Source organism: Azospirillum argentinense, assembly GCF_000632475.1.
Classification (GTDB): domain Bacteria; phylum Pseudomonadota; class Alphaproteobacteria; order Azospirillales; family Azospirillaceae; genus Azospirillum; species Azospirillum baldaniorum.
Genome location: NZ_CP007798.1, coordinates 1 through 20015 on the forward strand (window position 1 = coordinate 1; position 20015 = coordinate 20015).

Below are 20015 nucleotides of genomic sequence, written 5' to 3' on the forward strand. Positions count from 1 at the left end.
ATGGGCCAGTTGCACCACCTGATCACCCAAGTGGGACGTGAACAGGCCAAAGCTCTCCAGAGCGAGCCCAAGCGACTTCAGCTAATCGACATAGCTACGGCTGTGCTGGAAGAGGAACGACAAGAACTTGGAATCACCTATTCCGGGTTCGCGTTGACGGCGCTTCCTCACCGGCGGCTTCCCGATGAACAGCCTTGGGAACGGCGAGGTCACAAGATACGTCTTCTGATCGAACCCGGTCGATTGCCGGTGCGTGGTGGTGGCTTCAAACTCTACGGGGTTCCTTACGGCAGCCGGGCCCGGATGATTCTTCTCTATCTGCAGACCCGCGCCCTGCAAACCGACAGCCGCGAGGTCGAACTCGGCCGCAGCATGCACGAATGGCTCGACCGCATGGGCTTGTCGGTCGGGGGCCAGACCTACCGCGACATCCGCGAACAGGCATCCCGCATTGCCGCCTGCAACCTGACCTTTGCCTGGGAAGACGCCAACAGCCTGGGTTTCGAAAAGGATTCCATCGTCAAGGGCGGTATCCATTTCTCGACCGCGGATTCCCAGCAGGGCACCCTGTGGGAAGATCGCGTCCTGCTGTCCGAAGCGTTCTTCCGCGAATTGAAAGCCCATCCCGTCCCGATCTGGGAACCGGCACTGCGGCACATCCAGAACAACAGCTCCAGCATCGACATCTATATCTGGCTGGCCTACCGGCTGCATGTCCTGAGCAGGCCGACGACCATCACTTGGCCCGCCGTGTTCGAGCAGTTCGGCGCCGGCTATTCCCGTCTGCGCGATTTCCGCAAGCGGTTCGTGGAAGCGCTGCAACTGGCCCTGGCCGTCTACCCGGACGCTCGCGTGGATGTAGAGGAGCATGGGTTGCTTCTCCATCCCTCGCCTCCCCCCATTCCGGAACGCAAGGCCCAGCAGCTGAGCCGGTAAGGGCCGCCATCGCGGCCCTCAGGCGCGTGCCTGCAACGGCAAGCGGGCAGCACCGATGCGCTCGCACCCACCGTTTCGGGGGCGAGCGCAAAGCCCGATTTATGGGACTCGCGCTCACCGAAAGTTGACGGGGCCAGGCATGGGCGACAAGACTCCAAGCCCGCTCTCTCCCGACGACATTCCAAAAGCGGAGAAGGCGGACCAGGTCAGACGGTCACACCCGCCAGCTTGCGCTCCCAAGCGAGCGCCGAGGACACGATGGTGTCGAGGTTGTCGTGACGCGGCGACCAACCGAGCTCGCTGACGATCCGCTTCTGAACGGCGATCAGTTCCGGCGGGTCGCCGGCACGGCGACCCACCACCTTCACCGACAACGGCTTGCCGGCGAACCGCTCCACCGTGTCCAACACTTCACGCACCGAATAGCCGTAGCCATAACCGCAGTTGAAGATGCCGCTCTCGCCGCCGCGTTCGAGATGGCGGAGCGCCGCGATGTGGGCATCGGCGAGATCGGACACATGGACGTAATCACGGATGCAGGTGCCGTCCCGCGTTGGATAATCGTCGCCGAACAGCATGATTTCCTCACGACGGCCGACCGCAGCCTCGCAGGCGATCTTGATGAGATGCGTGGCGGCCTTGGAGCATTGCCCCGCCCGGCCCTTTGGATCGGCTCCGGCGACATTGAAATAGCGCAGGGCGATGAAGCGCAGACCATAGGCCGCGGCGGCATCGCGCAACATCCATTCCGTCATCAGCTTGGAACGGCCATAAGGGTTGATCGGAGCGGTCGGCGACTGCTCGTCGATCGGCAGAACATCCGGAATGCCGTAAACGGCAGCCGTCGACGAGAAGATGAAGCGCTCCACGCCCGCCCGGACGCAGGCTTCGATCAGGGTGTGGCTGTTCAATGTATTGTTACGGTAGTAATCGAGCGGTGCCTGCACGGATTCAGGCACGACGATGGAACCGGCAAAATGCATCACCGTACGGATGCCATGCTGACTGATCACATCGGCCAAGCAAGCCGGGTCACCCACGTTGCCATGGACGAAGGGCACATCCGCCGGCACCGCCTCGCGCCGGCCGGTGGACAGATCATCGATGACAACGGCTTGGTAACCCGCTTCGCCCAGCGCCAGAACGGCGTGCGCGCCGATGTATCCGGCTCCCCCGGTGACCAGGACGGTCGTTTGTCCGCTCATGCCCTTAACCTCTCCAGTCAGTCCACGATGCCTAGGCGGATTTTAGAACGGGGCGTCGGCCCTCCTGATCCGGTCATTGGGTGGCGTGAGCTGGAAATAACCGGTTAGGACCTTCCGCGAAGATCAAGGGGGGTACCACTTGTGACAAATGAAACGCGGGCGTTTTCCCCTTTCCAGCCAGTAGCAGCCCCTGCCACCATGCTGCAACCCCCTATTGATCCCCGGTTTAAGTTCCCCCCTCCTCTGCACGCCGGGTTGTTCTTCCATAAAGAAATAAATGCTATAATAATTTTCGGTATAGCGAAATTTTTCACAATTAAAACGACATATTGTTCCAAAAACGTTTTGGGATCCTCCCGTAATAATTGATGATCTGACGATTCATTCCGAATATTTACTTTGACTCCCCAAGTATTCCGCATCTACGCACAAAACGACGAGAGTCGCCCCCTCCCCACCGCCTCCCTATGGCCCGGAAAAATAAAACGTTTCAAATCAATGGGTTGCAAGGTTTTTCCTGCCTTTTGTGCATTGCGTTACGCGAATGTAACACAATGGATTAGGTCCCCCGGCTTAACCACTTTGCGCTTGCGATACCTAATAGAGTGAGGTATCTACCCGCATAGACCTTAGGGACTAAATCATTGCGGGGGCATGACAATGGCGATTACGGGCTCGATCGACGGCGGCAACTTCTCCAATCCGACGAGTGTCGGCGTCACCTCGACGGTCGTTGGCGCGGTTCTCTCCAACGCGACGCTGGTCAACACCAGCACGCTCGAGATGGGGAAGATCGTGACGAATGATGGCACGGACGGCATCATCACGCTGGACGGCGCGCCCGACAACGGCGGCGTCGTTGTGACGGCCGTGACAGCCGCGACCGTCGTGGGCGGCAGCGGTGTCAACCAGCTCATCGCGTCGAACGACGCCTATCTCACGACGATCACCACCGGCACCGGTTCGGGCACCGTGATCGGCGGCGCCGGCGGGCAGCTCCTCGGCACCGCGGCCGAGGTGGGTGGCACCTACCAGATCTATGCGGGCTCGGGTGACGACACCGTCATCGCCGCGTCCGGCAACAACACGATCACCTCGGGCCACGGCAACAACATCGTCGCGGCCTTCGGCGGCAACAACGCCATCGTCGCCTCGGGGACCAACGACACCGTTATCGCCGCCGGCGGCAACAACGTGATCCTGGCCATCAATTCGGGCGGCATGCTCGCCGGTCTCGGCGGCAACACCACGATCGTCGGCAGCTCCGGTGACGACTTCATCATCGGCAGCAGCGCGTCGGACGCGACCTTCATGGCGGACGGCGGCGCCGGCAACGACGTCATCTTCGCGGGCAAGGGCACCAACGCTCTGCTCGGCGGCGAAGGCCGGGACATGTTCGTGTTCAGCAGCGTTTACGGTGGCGGCAAGTCCGTCATCGGCGACTTCAAGGCCGGCACGGACACTCTGGCCATCTCCGGCTACTCCGGCCTGACGGTCGGCAGCCTGCTGAACAGCGCCGTCAACACCGCGAACGGCGTCGTGATCACCCTGGGCCAGGACAAGACCACCATCCTGATCTCCGGTGTGACCGACAAGAACACGCTGAACGGTTCGATCGTGATCGGCTAACAGCCTCCGACGATCGTTTGATTGGGCCTGTCGAACACTCGGCAGGCCCAATTTTATTTGGTGCGAAAATCCACACGCACCATTCCTTTCCGATCTATAGTCCGTTTCCAGCCAGCGTCGATGCGCCATGCCGGATGGTTGGGGCGCCGCCTGGCTTTTCGCTGCCGACGCCATCGGGTTGATCACATCGCGGTTCGTTGCTCCATGACACGCACAGCTTGGCTAACCACCGCGGGCGATCGTCTGGACGCGATGCTGGCCGAGGCCCGCCTGGACGATGCGGAAGCCCTGGCTCATCAACTTCTGGGCATCAAGGACGAGCACCTCCGTGCCGTCATCGCACTGGCCCGTTGCGCCGCCGCGCGTGGGAACATTCCCACCGCCCTGCGCTGGAGCGAACGGGCGGCCCGGTTGGATCCCGACGACCATTCCCTGGCCGCCTTCCACGGCACCCTGCTGGTCGCCGCCGGCCGGCGCGACGCGGCCCGCCCCATCCTGGAAAGGCTGCTTGCCATCACGCCGCTCGCCATGCCCGGCGTGGCGCTCGCCCAACTCCTGCTGCTCGACGGCGATGCACGGACGGTCGACCTGCTGGCACGGCTGCTTGCCGACTATCCGGTGTCGGCAACGCCCCATCTGGCCAATCTGGCCGGGGCGGTCGTCGAGGCGACGGAGCGGCCTGGCTGGGTGGCGGTGGACCTGGGAACACGCCTTGCCGGGGCCATCCGCCGGCCTGCCGGGACGGGGGACGGCGTCGTGTGGATCGGCGTTCCGGGAGCCTCGGGAACCGATGCCGAGCGGCGGACCCTTCTGACGGCACCGCTCGGCGCGTTCCTGGCGCGTTTCGCCGATGCTGCGGAAATGGACGGCCAGGACGGCAGCTCTCTGGTGCGCTTCTCCGTCACCCTGGACGCGGAGGTCGGACGGCTGGCCGGCGCCCCGGATCTGCGCATGACTCTCGACGGGGTGCCGCTGTTCGGCGCGCCGCTGCGCCTGCCGCGCCGCCTGGAGGCGGAAGGGGCCGTGGACGTGGACGGGGGCCGGCTTTACGGCTGGGCGTGGTTGCCCGGCAACCCGCAGGCTTCGGCGACGCTGCGCATCACCGATGCGCAGGGGCGCTCGATCCAGCGGGCTCCCGACCAGCGTCTTGCGGAGGCCCGGAGTCTGGGGTTGGACGAGGGTCGGCAGGCTTTTTCCATCGACCTCATGGACAGCGGCCTGGCCCCCGGTTTGCTGACCGTCACCGCCGGCCCCGAGGACACGCCGCTGACCGGCAGCCCCCTGTGCTGGACGGAGGGTCGTCTCCAGACCGTGCCGATGCCCATCGGGCCGCGCCCCCGCCGTGACGGCACGGTTTCCATCGTTCCAGCCCCTATCGTTCCAGCCGGGGCGATCGACATCCTTATCCCGGTCTATGCCGGGCGGGCCGAAACGATGGCCTGCCTGCAGGCGGTCCTGGAAAGCGTGGCCGACCTGCCCTGCGAGGTCGTGGTCATCGAGGACGCCAGCCCCGAACCGGCGCTGGTCGAAGATCTCCGGGCGCTCGCCGCGCAGGGGCGGATCACGCTGCTGTCCAACGCGCGCAACCTCGGCTTTCCGGCCACGGTGAACCGGGGATTCCAGCTGCATCCGGACCGCGACGTCGTTTTGCTGAACGCTGACACGCTGGTCGCCGGGGACTGGCTGACGCGGCTGCGGGTGGCCGCCTATTCCGCGCCCGATATCGGCACGGTCACGCCCTTCTCCAACGACGCCACCATTCTCAGCTATCCCGGTGGCGACGAAGAGGACGATCCACCGCCCGGTCCCGAGGAAACCGCCGCCCTTCACGACGCGGCGGCCCGTGCGAACAACGGGCGGGTGATCGATCTGCCGACGGCGGTCGCCTTCTGCACCTACATCCGGCGAGATTGTCTGACCGAGACCGGTCCCTTCGAGGAAGTGCTGTTCGGGCGCGGTTATGGCGAAGAGAACGACTTCTGCCTGCGCGCGCACCGTCTCGGCTGGCGCCACGTGGCGGCGGCGGACGCCTTCGTTGCCCATGTCGGCGGGCGGTCCTTCGGCCGCCACAAGCGGGTTCTGACCTGGCGCAACATCCGGGTCCTCAACCGCCTGCACCCCGGCTACGACGCGCTGGTCGGCGATTTCCTGAAGCGGGACCCGCTGGCCGGGGCGCGTCGCGGGCTCGACCTTGCCCGTTGGATGGCCCCTCGCCGGACCGGCGGCGCGCCGGCGCCGCTGCTGGGGGGTGAGGGGCCAGCGGACGTGATGGCGGCGGTCCTGGTGATCACGCTCGACCTTGGCGGCGGCGTGTCCCGTCACATCGGCGAGCGTCGCCACCGCCATGCGGACGAAGGCTTGCGCACGCTGCTGCTGGCTCCCCACGCCGTCGGCGAGGATGGTCCGCCGGAGCTGTGCCGGCTGGAGGACCCGCAGCGGCGCGACCTCCGCCATCTGATCTTCCGCACGGCGGAGGAGATCGACCTTCTGGTCGGCGTGCTGCGCCGCGCGGGGGTGGTGCGGGTGGAGATCCACCATGCGCTCAACCACGATCCCTCGGTGCTGGACCTGCCGTCCCGGCTCGGCGTGCCCTACGACATGGTGATCCACGACTACAGTTGGATCTGCCCGCGCATCACCATGATCGGCATGGATGGCCGTTATTGCGGCGAGCCCGCGCCGTCCGTGTGCGAACTGTGCGCCGTCCAACCGGGGCCGCGCATCGACGAAGCGATCTCGGTCGCCGACCTGCGTCACCGCTCGGCCCGCCTGATCGCCGGCGCCCGCCGGGTGATCGTGCCCAGCGGCGACGTCGCCCGGCGCCTGTCGCGCCATGTCCCCGGAGCCGCCCTTGCCATTGAGGACTGGGACGCCGCCGCTCCGGCTCCCCGCCCCCGTCCGCCGCGGCCGCCCGGCGAACGCTGGCGGATCTGCCTGATCGGCGCCATCGGCGATCACAAGGGGCGGACGATCCTTCTGGAATGCGCGCGGGACGCGGTGCTGCGCGACCTGCCGCTGGAATTTGTCATCGTCGGCTACACGGACGACGACGGGCCGCTGTTCGCAACCGGCCGGGTCTTCGTCACCGGACGCTTCCGCGAAGAGGAGGGGGAGGCGCTGGTCCGTGCCCAGGACGCCCACCTTGCCTTTCTACCGTCGATCTGTCCGGAAACCTGGTGCTACGCCCTGTCCACCGCCTGGAAAGCCGGGCTGGAGGCGGTCGCCTTCGACATCGGCGCGATCGCCGAGCGGATCGGCAGGAAGGGGGGCGGGTGGCTGCTGCCCACCGGCCTGACCGCGGCGGCCATCAACGATGCATTGATTGGTGTTCTTGACGATTCTACGCCGTCTGGCGTAGCACTCCTTCCCGTCGGCGACACCGTATCCGCGACCCCGGTGTGCCGGAACGCACCATCCGTAGAGGCCGATTCCGCTTCCACCCGCCCGCAATCTTCCGAGGGAACATCGCCCATGTTCGGTTCCGTGACCGCGCCCGTATCCGCTCCCGCCTCCGACGCCCAGCTTGGCCAGATCACGGCGACCGCCCAGAAGATCATTTTCAAGCCCGGCCTCTTCTCGGTGGTCGTGGTGGGCGGCGGCGGCGTGACCGCTCCGGACGAATTTCCCTTGCCGAGCATCCACCTGGCGGAAGCCCCGAACAACCCGGCGGGCGGGCGCGTCAGCATCCTCGGCTCGCAGCCCGGCGGCTGGCTCGCCAAGCCGGGGGACGCGCTGGTGGTCAAGGTGGAGGGCGAGCCGGTGAACATGATCCTGACCTCCTACACGAACGGGAAGTCTCCGGAGAGCAGCCTGAACATCCAGATAACGCGCATGGACGTGGTGCCGGCGGCGCCCGGCGCGGCGCCTGCCATGCCTGCGGCGTCCATTGTGCCTGCGGCGCCTGTCGTGCCGGCGCCGCCGCGCACCGTGCCGCTGGACATCATGATGCACATGCAGCGGGTCGGCGATCTCAAATTCTCGAACGGCGACTGGGCCGGCTCTCCGGGCCAGAGGCTCTGGGTGGAAGGCTTCGCCATCGTCCCCACCGGCGTCCTGGCGCCCGGCGACATCGAATACAAGGCGCTGACGGCCAACGGCTGGGAGACGCCGTGGGTCGAGGGCGGCAAGCTGTGCGGCAGCCGCGGCATGGGCACGCCGCTGGTCGGCTTCGCCATCCGTCTGCGCGGCGCGGCGGCGGAGCGGTTCGACTGCCTGTACGAGGGCGCCTTCGTCAGCGGTCAGCGCACCACGCAGTACCGCAACGGCACGCCCTGCCGGTCCGACGTGATCGGCGATCCGTTGGAGGGGATGCTGCTGCGCGTCGTCGAAAAGGGGGCTGCGGCCTGAGCGTGCGGGACCTTTTGCATCGCGTGGCGTTCCCGCGATCTTGTCACCGGGCGGAAACCGTTTCCAGGATGATGCAAGGATGACAAACGATCCCATCGCCGCGCCTCCCTCCGGTTCCGCGGAGCGTCTGTTCGGCGTCCCGCCGGAGGATGGGCCGGTGTCCGGGTGCAAGCTGCTGCTCAACATCGGCTGCGGCGCCGAGGACATCACGCTGCCGCCCGGCCTGTTCCCGGCAGAGGAATGGCGGGAGGTGCGGCTCGACATCGACCCGTCGGTCCGGCCGGACATCCTGGCGTCGATCACCGACATGGCGCCGGTGCCGGATGCCTCGATCGACGCCGTCTGGTCGTCGCACAACTTCGAGCACCTGTTCCAGCACGAGGTTCCCCAGGCCGCCCGTGAATGCCTGCGGGTGCTGAAGCCCGGTGGCCGCCTGCTGATCAGCGTGCCCGATCTGAAGCCGGTGGCGGAGGCGATCCTGGCCGGTCGGCTGGACCTGCCCCTCTATGAGTCCCCGGCCGGGCCGATTTCAGCGCACGACATGCTCTACGGTCATGGGGCGGCGATCGCCGCGGGGCACCACTACATGGCGCACCGCACCGGCTTCACCCAGGAGAGCCTGGGCCGCGTCCTGTTCGAGGCGGGCTTTGATCCCGTGATGGTCAACCGGCCCTCACCCTACGATCTGGCGGCCTTGGCCTTCCGGCCGCCCGTGCCTGCCGAAATCCTGGCCCTTCACGGCCTGTTGCCCACCGATCAGCCGTCCGCTTCCGACACTGCTTCCAAAGCCGTTCCATGAACTATCTCTTCATCCATCAGAGCTTTCCGGGGCAGTACCAGCATCTCGTCATCCATCTGGCGGCACAGCCGGGCAACCGGGTCGTCTTCCTGTCGCACGAAAGCCAGAACCGGATCGACAAGGTGGAGCGGATCGAATATCTGCCCTACCGCACGCCGCACCCGTCGACCCACCATTACATCCGCGAGGTCGAGCAGGCGGTCATCTTCGGGCAGTCGGTGTACGAGCAGGCGCTGCGCCTGAAGAGGGACGGATTCCGTCCCGACATCATTGTCGGCCACAACGGCTGGGGCGAGACGCTGTATCTGAAGGACGTTTGGCCGGACGTGCCGCTGCTGGCCTATTTCGAGTTCTTCTACCGTTTCCGCGGCGCCGACATCGGCTTCGACCCGGACACCCCGGTGACGCTGAACGACGCTCCGCGGGTGCGCACGAAGAACACCGTCAACCTGCTGGGCCTGGAGGCGGCCGACTGGGGGCAGACGCCGACCCGCTGGCAATGGTCGCTCTATCCGGAAGACGCGCGCCGACGCATCAGCGTGATCCATGAGGGGATCGACACCGCGGCGGTGCGCCCCGACCCGCAGGCCTGGGTGCGGCTCAACCACCTGAACCTGTCGCTGAGCGCCAAGGACGAGGTCATCACCTACGTCGCGCGCAATCTGGAGCCCTACCGTGGCTTCCACGTCTTCATGCGCGCCCTGCCGGAGATCCTGCGGCGGCGGCCCAAGGCGCATGTCCTGCTGGTCGGCGGCGACGAGGTCAGCTATGGCCCGCCCGCGCCGGAGGGGCACACCTTCCGCCAGATCATGCTGAATCAGGTCGGCCGCGACCTCGACCTGTCGCGTGTCCATTTCCTTGGCCGGGTGCCTTACGACAGCTTCGTGAACATCCTCCAGGTCTCCTCGGTGCACGTCTATCTGACCTACCCCTTCGTGCTGTCCTGGTCCTTCCTGGAAGCGATGTCCGCGGGGTGCCTGATCGTCGGTTCCGCGACCCAGCCGGTCGAGGAGGTGCTGAAGGACCGGGAGAACGGCCTTCTGGTCGATTTCTTCGACCAGAAGGGGATCGCCGACCGTATCGACGAGGTGCTCGACCATCCGGACCGAATGCAGGACCTGCGCCTGCGCGCCCGGGAGACCGTGGTCCGCAACTACGATCTGCGGACGGTCACCCTGCCCCGCCATCTCGCCCTGATCGAAGATCTGATCGCCGGAAGGACGCCGCAGCCATGAGGCAATGGTCCGAGGGCTACAACGCCGACATCGCCTACACCAACAGCTTCTACCGGGATCTGGCGCCGGACTACCTGTCCTACGTCGGCCTGCTGTCGGGGGTCCGGACGCCCGACCCCGGACGCCCCTTCCGCTATTGCGAGCTGGGCTGCGGCCAAGGCCTGACGCTGACCATCCTGGCCGCCACCCATGCGCGCTCGGAGTTCGTCGGCATCGACTTCAACCCCGCCCACATCGCCGCGGCGCGCCGTCTGGCGGACGAGGCGGGGCTGGGCAACCTGAGCTTCCGCGAGGACAGCTTCCAGGCCCTGGCCCGGAGCCTGACCGAAGGCCGCTGGACGGAGGAGCCCTTCGACTTCGTCGTCCTGCACGGCGTCTACAGCTGGGTGAGCGAGGAGAACCGGCGGGCGATCGTCGATGTCCTGGACAGGCTGGTGAAGCCGGGAGGCCTCGTCTACATCAGCCACAACACGCTGGCGGGCTGGTCGCCCATCCTGCCCCTGCAGGCGCTGATGCTGGAGCATGCCGCGGCCTTTCCCGGACGCAGCGACCGGCAGATCGGCGACATGCTGGTTTTCCTGAACCGTTTGAAGGACGCCGGGGCCGCCTATTTCCAGAACAATCCGGTGGCGGCGCAGCACTTGGCGATGATGGCGTCGCAGGAGCGGCGCTATCTGGCCCACGAATACATCAACGACCATTGGGAACCGCTGCCGCACGCCCGCGTCGCCCGCGACCTGGCCCGCGCGAAGCTCGGCTACGTCGGAACGGCGACCATTCCGCTCAACAGCGACGATCTGGCCTTCCGGCCGGAGATCCGCGCCATCCTGGCCGAGATCGCCGACCCGATGCTGGCCCAGTCCGTGCGTGAGCTGGCGCTCAACCAGCCGTTTCGGCGCGACATCTACGTGCGCGGACCGGAGCCTCTGGAGACGCGGGCCGTTCTGGACGAGATGGCGGAGCGGCGCTTCACCCTGATCTTACCGCGCGAGGAGGCTTCGCTCACGTTCTCGATTCCGATGGGCGAGCTGCGCAGCGATCCGGCGGTGGGCGAGCCGATCCTCGATGCGCTTGCGGCCGGCACCCCAACCTTTGCCGAACTGCTGGCCCTGCCCGCCCTGGCCGGCCAGTCGCCGCTGGCGGTGTCGAAGATCCTGGCCCTGCTGGTTGCCGCCCATCAGGCCCATCCCGTGACGAATCAGGGCGAGGACAGCCGGGAGGGCGCCGCTGCGCTCAACCGGGCCCTCGCCCGCCGCGTGCTGGGCCAGGACGAGCAGCGGGTCCTGATCGCTCCGGCCATCGGCACGGCGGTCGTCACGGACATCCCCGACCGTCTGGCCCACGCCGGCCTGATGGCGGGCCTCCCGGCGGATCTGGAAGCGCTTGCCCGTTTCGCCGTCGATGCGTTGCGCGCCAACGGCCGCCAGGTGTTCGCGGAGGACGGCGCCCCGCTCGCCACGGTCGAGGAGATGCGGGCCCGGCTGCATGGCATCCTCTCCGGCGGTCTGCCGCGGCGGCTGCCGCTCTGGCGGCGGCTCGGCGCGGTGCAGGATTGAGCGGCGCGGCGGTCGGGGAGGCGCTCCGGTGAGCGGTCCATCGGTTCTCATGCTGACGCGGTATGGTCAACTGGGGGCCAGCACCCGGCTTCGCTTCCTCGCCTACCGGCCGGCCCTGCGGGAGGCCGGCATCCGGCTGACCGAAGCGCCGCTGCTCGACGACGCCTATCTGCAGGCTCTCTACGCCGGACGGCGGCCCAGCCGCCGGACCATCGCAGCGGCCTACGCGCGGCGGATCGCGGCGCTGCGGTCGGCGCGGCGCCATGATCTGGTCTGGCTGGAAAAGGAGGCCCTTCCCTGGTTGCCGGCGGGTGCCGAGGCGGCGGCAGGGCTGGGTTCGGTGCCCTATGTCATGGACATCGACGACGCCTGGTTCGAACGCTACGCCGGTCATCGGCTGGCGCCGGTCCGCGCCCTGCTTGGGGACAAGTTCGCCACGCTCGCCCGGAACGCCCGGATCGTGCTGGCGGGAAACCCCTATCTCGCCGACTGGGCGCGCGGCGCCGGAGCCCGCGACGTCCGGATTCTGCCAACGGTGGTGGACCTCGCCCGCTATCCGGTGCAACCGCTTCCGGAGCCGGCCGCTTCCCCTGCCGGCGCCGGCGGGCCGGTGACGGTCGGCTGGATGGGCTCGCCCTCCACGGCGCGCTACCTCGGCCTGATCGGGAGCGCGCTCGCCCGGCTCGGCCCGGCGGTGCGGCTGCGGGTGGTCGGCGCGGCCGGCCGCGACCTGCCCTGCCCCTTGCCGGTGCCGGGGGCCTTCGTGCCCTGGAGCGAGGAGGGCGAGGCCGGGGAGCTGGCCGGCTTCGCCATCGGCGTCATGCCGCTGCCCGACGACCCCTGGGAGCGCGGCAAATGCGGCTACAAGCTGATCCAGTACATGGCGGCGGGCCGTCCGGTGGTCGCCTCGCCGGTCGGCGTCAACGCCACTCTGGTGCAGCACGGGGTGAACGGTTTCCTGGCGGAGGACGAGGCGTCCTGGACGGAAGCGATCGGCCGCCTTGCCGCCGACCCGGACCTGCGCGCCCGCATGGGCGCGGCGGGACGCCGTCTGGTGGAGGAGCGCTACAACCTCGGCGCCGCCGCACCGTCGCTCGTCGAGGCATTGCGGGACGCGGCGGCCGGCCAGGGCGCCCGGCCTTGAACGGCGGGACGGCGGGCGCTATGGTCGCGCCACCGCAAGCTGGGAATTTCAAAACTTGTTGAACACATCCGCTGCGAATCCTCCAGGCGCAGGGGGCGGCGCCGGTCCGTTTGCCATGTTCCGGTCCGCCTGGTTGCACCGGAGCCTGATCGCCCGCCTTGCCAAGCGGGAACTGACGGCGCGCTACCGCGGCTCCCTTTTGGGAATGCTGTGGGCGGTCATCAACCCGCTGCTGATGCTGGTCGTCTACACCTTCGTCTTCACCACCGTCTTCCAGGCCCGCTGGGGAACCGGCGAAGGGGGGAGCCCGCAATTCGCCCTTCTGCTGTTCTCCGGACTGATCCTGTTCACGATTGTCGCCGACTGCGTGAACCGGGCGCCCGGCCTGCTGCTGGAGAACGCCAGCTACATCAAGAAGGTGGTCTTTCCGCTGGAGATCCTGCCGGTGGTCGTGCTGGCGGTGGCCCTTGCCAACGCCGGGATCGGGGTGGGCATCCTGCTGCTGTTCCACCTGCTGTTCCTGGGCCTGCCGCCGGCGACGGTGCTGCTTCTGCCGCTGGTGCTGGTGCCGTTGTCGCTGATGACGCTGGGATTGGGCTGGTTTCTGTCCGCCGCCGGGGTCTTTCTGCGCGACATCCGGCAGGTGGTGGGCGTCTGCGTCACGATGCTGATGTTCCTCAGCCCCATCTTCTACCCGGTCACCGCGGTGCCCGAGCGGTTCCGCGTCTTCATTCATCTCAATCCGCTGACGCCGATCCTGGAGCAGTCCAAGGACCTGCTGTTCTGGGGCCGGATACCGTCCCCGATCGACTGGGGGATCGCCACGCTGGCGGCGTGGATGATCGCTTGGCTCGGCTTTGCCTGGTTCATGAAGACCCGCCGCGGTTTCGCCGACGTGGTCTGACGGTCGTTGCAACCACTCTGTCGAGGATGTCATGGGCCAGTCGTTTCCTGTGCGGTTCCCGAATTGAGCGGGTCAGCGCAGTTGCGGTTCGACGGCTTCCTCTGGTGAGCCGCTGTGGCCGGCAACATGATTTTGGCCCTGATCCTACTTGCGGATGAAGCCGTTCTCTTCGACGCGACCGGCCCTTGAGACGGGTTCTCGGAAAGTGCATAAGCAGTCGCCTTGCATTCTCAAATGTGCCTGCGTATTTCTCCGCCGATCACGGGGGTGGTGTGTCGTGGCCCGAGGTGATCGGGTTTGACAGGGCACCGCTTCATAAAGGATATCTGTTCGTCATTCCCAGATAAGCCGTAGAGTTCCGGCTGCACTGCCGGACGGGGCAAAAAAAGAGGCGACTGTGGATTCATATGTGAAGGTTTCGGGGGCTGATGATCCGGGCCGCCTGTTCCGACCGATCATCCTGCTCGATCCCGATCTCGTCACAGCGCCACAGCCCTGGCTTGGTCATACGCCCTTCGCTTTCTGGATCATGGACGCGCTGCGCCCAAAGCGCTTCGTCGAGCTGGGAACCCACAGCGGCAACTCCTATGCCGCCTTCTGCCAAGCGGTGCAGCGGCTCGGTCTGCCGACGGCCTGCGCCGCCGTCGACCACTGGATCGGAGATCCGCAGGCCGGCCGTTACGGCGAAGAGGTCTACCAGACCTTCTCCGCCTACCACGACGCCCGGTACGCGGCCTTTTCGCGCCTGATGCGCATGTCCTTCGACGAGGCCGCCGGGGAGTTCGCCGACGGCTCGATCGACCTGCTGCACATCGACGGGTTGCACAGCTACGAGGCGGTGCGCCACGATTTCGACGTTTGGCTGCCGAAGATGAGCCGCCGCGGCGTCGTCCTGTTCCACGACATCGCCGAGCGCCGCGAAGGCTTCGGCGTGTGGCGGCTGTGGGAGGAGCTGTCGGCGGTCCATCCCGCCTTCAGCTTCCGGCATGCCCATGGGCTCGGTGTGCTCGGCGTCGGCGACGACCTGCCCGAGGCGGTCCGGGCGCTGTTCGCCGTTCAGTCTGGGGGCGGGGCGGCGCTGGACGAGATCCGGCTGCTGTTCCAGAGGCTGGGCGAGCGCGTCGTCCGGGGCGAGACGATCCGGGAGCTGGAGGAGCGGGACCGCGATCTGCGCGCCGGCATCGCCGCCGAGCGCGAGGCGCTTCAGGCCGAAGCCGCGGCGCTCCGGGAACGGATCGCCGGCCAGGAGCGCGCCATCGCCGAGGCCAAGGGCTGCCTGACCGAGCAGGAGCGCGAACTGGCCTCTCGCGCGCGGATGATCGACGAGCTCGGCGATCTTCTGGCCCGGCGGGAGCAGCAGATCGGCACCCTGCTCACCTCGACCTCCTGGAAGCTGTCGGCCCCCGTGCGCCAGTGCGGCCATGTCTACCACGAGCTGAACCGCGCCTACTGCCGCCACACCCACCGCATGACGCTGGTGCCGCACAGCGACCTCAAGCAGCATTCCGACGGGAGCTATGAGAGCACCGGCGGCGATCCGGCCTTCCTGCTGCAATCCGACCGAGGCAGGCTGCCCACCCGCTGGTGCAGGATCTCCTACAAGGTGCTGCGCGCGTCCGCTCCGCTCACGCCGCTGCTTTATGCGAACAGTGGACAGGGATTCGACGAGAGGACGGCGATCCGCTTGCCGGTGGACACGGTGGGCGAGGTCAGCCAGCTCGCCCTTCTGCCGCCCCACACCATGGCTCTGCGTTTCGATCCGGCCACCCGGCCGATGTCCTTCGAGATCGCCAACTTCACGATCCGCGAGATCGGCCGGGCCAACCTGCTGCTGGATTACGCGCGGCGCCACCCGAGGCGTCTGCTGGCGACGTTCGTGCGGCACGGCTGGCAGGCGACCAAGCAGCGAGTGGCCCAGGATCTACTGCCGGACAGCCGGGCCTCCGATTACGAGACCTGGGTGCGGCTGTACGACACGCTGGACCCCGAGGAGCTTGCGGCGATCCGGGCCGACGTGGCGCGGCTCACCCGCCGCCCGCTGATGTCCGTGGTCATGCCGGTCTACAACACGCCGGAGCCCTATCTGCGCGAGGCCCTGGACTCCGTGCTGGGCCAGATCTATCCGGACTGGGAGCTGTGCATCGCCGACGACGCCTCGACGGTGCCGCACGTCGCCCCGCTGCTCGCCGCCTACCAGAAGCGGGACCCGCGCATCAAGGTCGTCCGGCGCGAGCGGAACGGCCACATCTCGGCGGCCAGCAACAGCGCTCTGGAGCTGGCGACCGGCGAGTTCGTCGCGCTGATGGACCATGACGACCGGCTGACGCCGCACGCGCTCTACATGGTCGCGGCGGAGCTGAACCGCCATCCCGACGTCGACATCCTCTATTCCGACGAGGACAAGATCGACGCCGAGGGACGGCGCTACGACCCTCATTTCAAATCGGGCTTCAACCCCGACCTGCTGCATGGCCAGAACATGGTCAACCATCTGGGCGTGTTCCGCCGTTCGCTGGTCGCGCGGATCGGCGGCTTCCGCGAGGGGTTCGAAGGCAGCCAGGACTACGACCTCACGCTGCGGGCGGTGGAGGCCACCGTGCCGGAGCGCATCCGCCACATCCCGGTCATCCTGTACCACTGGCGGGTCTTTCCGGAATCCGCGGCCTTCTCGACCATCGACCTGCCGCGTGCCACGGCGGCGGCGCACCGGGCGCTGACCGAGCATTTCCAGCGGCGGGGCGTTTCGGCCACGGTCGAAACCTCGCCCGCGACCGACCGCTTCACCCGCATCCGCTACGCCCTGCCCGACCCGCTGCCCCGCGTCTCGCTGATCGTGCCCACGCGCGACAAGGTGGGCCTGCTGAAGGGCTGCGTGGACGGCCTGCTTCAGCGCACCGACTATCCCGACCTGGAAATCATCATCGTGGACAACAACAGCGAGGAGGCGAAGACCTTCGCCTACTTCGACACGGTGAAGAAGGACCCGCGGGTGCGGGTTCTGCGCTACGAGGCCCCCTTCAACTATTCCTCGATCAACAATTTCGCGGTGGCGCAGGCGACCGGGTCGATCATCGGCCTGATCAACAACGACATCGAGGTGATCGGCGCGGACTGGCTGAAGGAGATGGTGAGCCACGCCCTGCGGCCCGAGGTGGGGGCCGTCGGCGCCAAGCTCTACTACGCCGACAACACCATCCAGCACGCCGGCGTCATCACCGGGATCTGCGGTGTGGCCGGTCACGGGCACAAGGGTCTGCCCCGCGACGCCTACGGTTATTTCAGCCGCGCCCAGCTGACCCAAAACCTGTCCTGTGTGACCGCGGCCTGTCTCATCATGCGCCGCGCCGTGTTCGACGAGGTCGGCGGCCTGGACGACAAGAATCTGGCCGTCGCCTTCAACGACGTGGACTTCTGCCTGCGCATCCGCGAACGGGGCCACCTGATCGTCTGGACCCCCTTCGCCGAGCTGTACCACCTGGAGTCCGCGTCGCGCGGGCCCGACACCGCCCCCGACAAGGTCCAGCGCTTCAACAGCGAGGTGAGCTACATGCGGCAGCGCTGGGGCGACCTTTTGGCGCAGGACCCTTACTACAACCCAAACCTGACCCTGGACGCCGAGAACTTTGGGCTGGCCTTCCCGCCGCGCGTCAAGAAACCCTGGTTCGACAAGGAAAGCACCTGATCCATGGACGTCGTCTCCCTCGACATTCCCGACGTAAAGATCATCCGCCCGAAGAAGTTCGGCGATCACCGGGGATTCTTCTCGGAAACCTACAGCCGGAAGGCGTTCGAGGCGGCGGGCCTGCTGTACGATTTCGTGCAGGACAACCAGTCACTGTCGGCGGAGGTCGGCACGGTGCGCGGGCTGCATTTCCAGTTGCCGCCCTTCGCCCAGGACAAGCTGGTGCGCGTGGTGAAAGGGGCGATCCTCGACGTCGCCGTGGATATCCGCAAGGGGTCGCCCACCTATGGCCGCCACGTCAGCGCGGTCGTCAGCGCCGAAGAGTGGAACCAAATTCTCGTCCCCATCGGCTTTGCGCATGGATTCTGTACGCTGGAACCGAATACGGAAGTCATCTACAAGGTGACGAATTTCTATTCGGCCGAGCATGACCGCGGCTTGCTGTGGAACGATCCGGATCTGGGGATCGACTGGCCCGTCGCGGCCGACAAGGCCCTGCTCTCGGACAAGGACCGCAAGCAGCCCCGTTTCGCCGAACTCGGCGATTGGTTCTGACAGAGGAACAGGTGTCTTGATGAAGCGTATCGTCGTCACGGGTGGGGCCGGTTTCATCGGTTCGGCCGTTGTCCGCCAGCTTCTGGCCGAAACCGACGCCTTTGTCGTCAACGTGGACAAGCTGACCTACGCGGCCAACCTGTCCTCGCTGCCGGGCGCTGCGGAGAATCCCCGTTACGCTTTCGAGAAGGTCGACATCTGCGACGGCGACGCGCTGCGCCGGGTCTTCGCGGAACACCGACCGGACGCCGTCATGCATCTGGCCGCGGAGTCCCATGTGGACCGCTCCATCGACGGGCCGGGCGAGTTCATCCAGACCAACGTGGTCGGCACCTTCCGCCTGCTGGAGGCGGCCCGCGGCTATTGGTCGTCGCTGCCGGCGGAGGAGCGCACGGCGTTCCGCTTCCACCACATCTCCACCGACGAGGTGTTCGGCACGCTGGGGGACGAGGGCTTCTTCACCGAGACGACCCCCTACAGCCCGAACTCGCCCTATTCGGCGAGCAAGGCGTCCAGCGACCATCTGGTGCGGGCGTGGCATGAAACCTACGGGATGCCGGTGGTCCTGACCAACTGCTCGAACAATTACGGCCCCTACCATTTCCCGGAAAAGCTGATCCCGCTGGTGATCCTGAAGGGGCTGAAGGGAGAGCCGCTGCCGGTCTACGGCAAGGGTGACAACATCCGCGACTGGCTCTATGTCGAGGACCACGCCCGCGCGCTGCGTCTGGTGCTGGACAAGGGCGTGATCGGCGAAAGCTACAACATCGGCGGCTACAACGAGCGCACCAATCTGGACGTCGTCCGGACCATCTGCGCGCTGCTCGACGAGATGGCCCCGGCGGGCGCGCCGCACGACCGGCTGATCACCTTCGTGGCCGACCGGCCGGGCCATGACAAGCGCTACGCCATCGACGCCTCCAAGATCACCCGCGAGCTGGGCTGGAAGCCGCAGGAAACCTTCGAGACCGGTCTGCGCAAGACAGTCGCCTGGTATCTGGAGAACCGTTCCTGGTGGGAGGCCATCCTGAACGGTTCCTACCGGGGCGAACGGCTGGGGCTGGACGTCGCATGAAGGTCCTGATCCTCGGCACCAGCGGGCAGGTCGGCACCGAGCTGATGCGCGCCGCCTGGCCACAGGGCACGGAGCTGGTCGGGCTGGCCCGCCCGGACGTGGACATGGCCCGGCCCGAGACGGTGGAGGCCGCCGTCGCCGCCCACGCCCCCGGTCTGGCCCCCGATCTGGTCGTCAACGCCACCGCCTACACCGCCGTGGACAAGGCCGAAAGCGACCAGGAAACGGCGTTCGCCGTCAACCGCGACGGCCCGGCCCGGCTGGCGGCGTCCTGCGCCGCCTGCGGCATTCCGCTGATCCACATCTCCACCGACTATGTGTTCGACGGGACCAAGCCGGCGCCTTACGCCGAGGATGATCCGGTGGCCCCGCTCGGCGTCTACGGCGCGAGCAAGGAGGCCGGCGAGGCGGCGGTGCGCGCGGCCCTGCCGCAGCACGTCATCCTGCGCACCTCCTGGGTCTATGCCGCGCACGGGGCCAACTTCGTCAAGACCATGCTGCGCTTCGGCCGCGAGCGCGAGGAGATGCGCGTGGTCGCCGACCAGCACGGCGCGCCGACCGCCGCCGCCGACATCGCCGCCGCCATCGTGACCATCGCGGAGCGCATCGCCGCCGGCAGCGGGGCTGATGGCGTTCCTACTGGCGTTCCTGGCGACATTCCCTGGGGCACCTACCACTTCACCGGTGCCGGGGAAACCACTTGGCACGGCTTCGCGGAACGGATCTTCCAGCGTCTGGAGGCGGCCACGGGCCGGCGCCCGCGGTTGCAGGCCATCACGACGGCCGACTACCCGACGCCCGCCCGGCGTCCGGCGAATTCCCGGCTGGACTGCGCCCGCATCCGCTCCGCCTTCGGCATCGAGGCCCCGCGCTGGGAGGACAGCCTGGACCGCGTGCTCGACGAGCTGCTTTCCCCCACCGCATCCTAAGACGATTCCACGACAGGCG

13 protein-coding genes are annotated in these 20015 nt (G+C 67.2%); 12 read left to right on the forward strand and 1 reads right to left on the reverse strand.

The annotated features are described in order from the left end of the window. On the forward strand, window positions 1–936 hold the full coding sequence (locus ABAZ39_RS32180) for a replication protein RepA (RefSeq protein WP_040138461.1): 936 nt from the start codon (window positions 1–3) through the stop codon (window positions 934–936). 206 nt (window positions 937–1142) lie between these two features. Here ABAZ39_RS32180 and galE read toward each other — a convergent pair whose 3' ends face one another. Continuing rightward, window positions 1143–2141, reverse strand: coding sequence for a UDP-glucose 4-epimerase GalE (gene galE, locus ABAZ39_RS32185; RefSeq protein ID WP_040138462.1), 999 nt, complete (start codon window positions 2139–2141; stop codon window positions 1143–1145). A 660-nt stretch (window positions 2142–2801) separates the two neighbouring features. On the opposite strand from galE, the gene ABAZ39_RS32190 reads away from it, so the two are divergent. The 11 genes from ABAZ39_RS32190 to rfbD all read left to right on the forward strand — a co-directional run bounded on the left by ABAZ39_RS32190 (window position 2802) and on the right by rfbD (window position 19996). Then, window positions 2802–3770, forward strand: coding sequence for a calcium-binding protein (locus ABAZ39_RS32190; RefSeq protein WP_040138463.1), 969 nt, complete (start codon window positions 2802–2804; stop codon window positions 3768–3770). Window positions 3771–3974: 204 nt separating this feature from the next. Then, window positions 3975–8117: a glycosyltransferase gene (locus ABAZ39_RS33635; protein WP_144243679.1), complete on the forward strand. Its 4143-nt coding sequence runs from the start codon at window positions 3975–3977 to the stop codon at window positions 8115–8117. Between the two features lie 79 nt (window positions 8118–8196). Further along, window positions 8197–8916, forward strand: a complete 720-nt coding sequence (locus ABAZ39_RS32200) for a class I SAM-dependent methyltransferase (RefSeq protein ID WP_063922774.1) — start codon at window positions 8197–8199, stop codon at window positions 8914–8916. After that, entirely contained in the window at window positions 8913–10151 is a 1239-nt protein-coding gene (locus tag ABAZ39_RS32205; RefSeq protein WP_040138464.1) for a glycosyltransferase family 4 protein, read from the forward strand. Before ABAZ39_RS32200 ends, ABAZ39_RS32205 begins: the two co-directional genes overlap by 4 nt. Continuing rightward, window positions 10148–11707, forward strand: coding sequence for a class I SAM-dependent methyltransferase (locus ABAZ39_RS32210; RefSeq protein WP_051658830.1), 1560 nt, complete (start codon window positions 10148–10150; stop codon window positions 11705–11707). Before ABAZ39_RS32205 ends, ABAZ39_RS32210 begins: the two co-directional genes overlap by 4 nt. A 28-nt stretch (window positions 11708–11735) precedes the next feature. Next, window positions 11736–12851, forward strand: a complete 1116-nt coding sequence (locus tag ABAZ39_RS32215) for a glycosyltransferase family 4 protein (RefSeq protein ID WP_247881818.1) — start codon at window positions 11736–11738, stop codon at window positions 12849–12851. Between the two features lie 115 nt (window positions 12852–12966). Further along, window positions 12967–13755, forward strand: a complete 789-nt coding sequence (locus tag ABAZ39_RS32220) for an ABC transporter permease (protein ID WP_040138466.1) — start codon at window positions 12967–12969, stop codon at window positions 13753–13755. 409 nt (window positions 13756–14164) lie between these two features. After that, window positions 14165–17437: a glycosyltransferase family 2 protein gene (locus tag ABAZ39_RS35320; RefSeq protein WP_247881819.1), complete on the forward strand. Its 3273-nt coding sequence runs from the start codon at window positions 14165–14167 to the stop codon at window positions 17435–17437. A gap of 3 nt (window positions 17438–17440) precedes the next feature. Then, entirely contained in the window at window positions 17441–17992 is a 552-nt protein-coding gene (gene rfbC, locus ABAZ39_RS32230) for a dTDP-4-dehydrorhamnose 3,5-epimerase (RefSeq protein WP_040138467.1), read from the forward strand. Window positions 17993–18011: 19 nt separating this feature from the next. Further along, the gene (rfbB, locus tag ABAZ39_RS32235) at window positions 18012–19067 is read left to right on the forward strand and encodes a dTDP-glucose 4,6-dehydratase (RefSeq protein ID WP_040138468.1); all 1056 of its coding nucleotides are present in this window, start codon (window positions 18012–18014) and stop codon (window positions 19065–19067) included. Beyond that, entirely contained in the window at window positions 19064–19996 is a 933-nt protein-coding gene (gene rfbD / locus ABAZ39_RS32240) for a dTDP-4-dehydrorhamnose reductase (protein ID WP_040138469.1), read from the forward strand. Before rfbB ends, rfbD begins: the two co-directional genes overlap by 4 nt. Window positions 19997–20015: the final 19 nt, after the last annotated feature.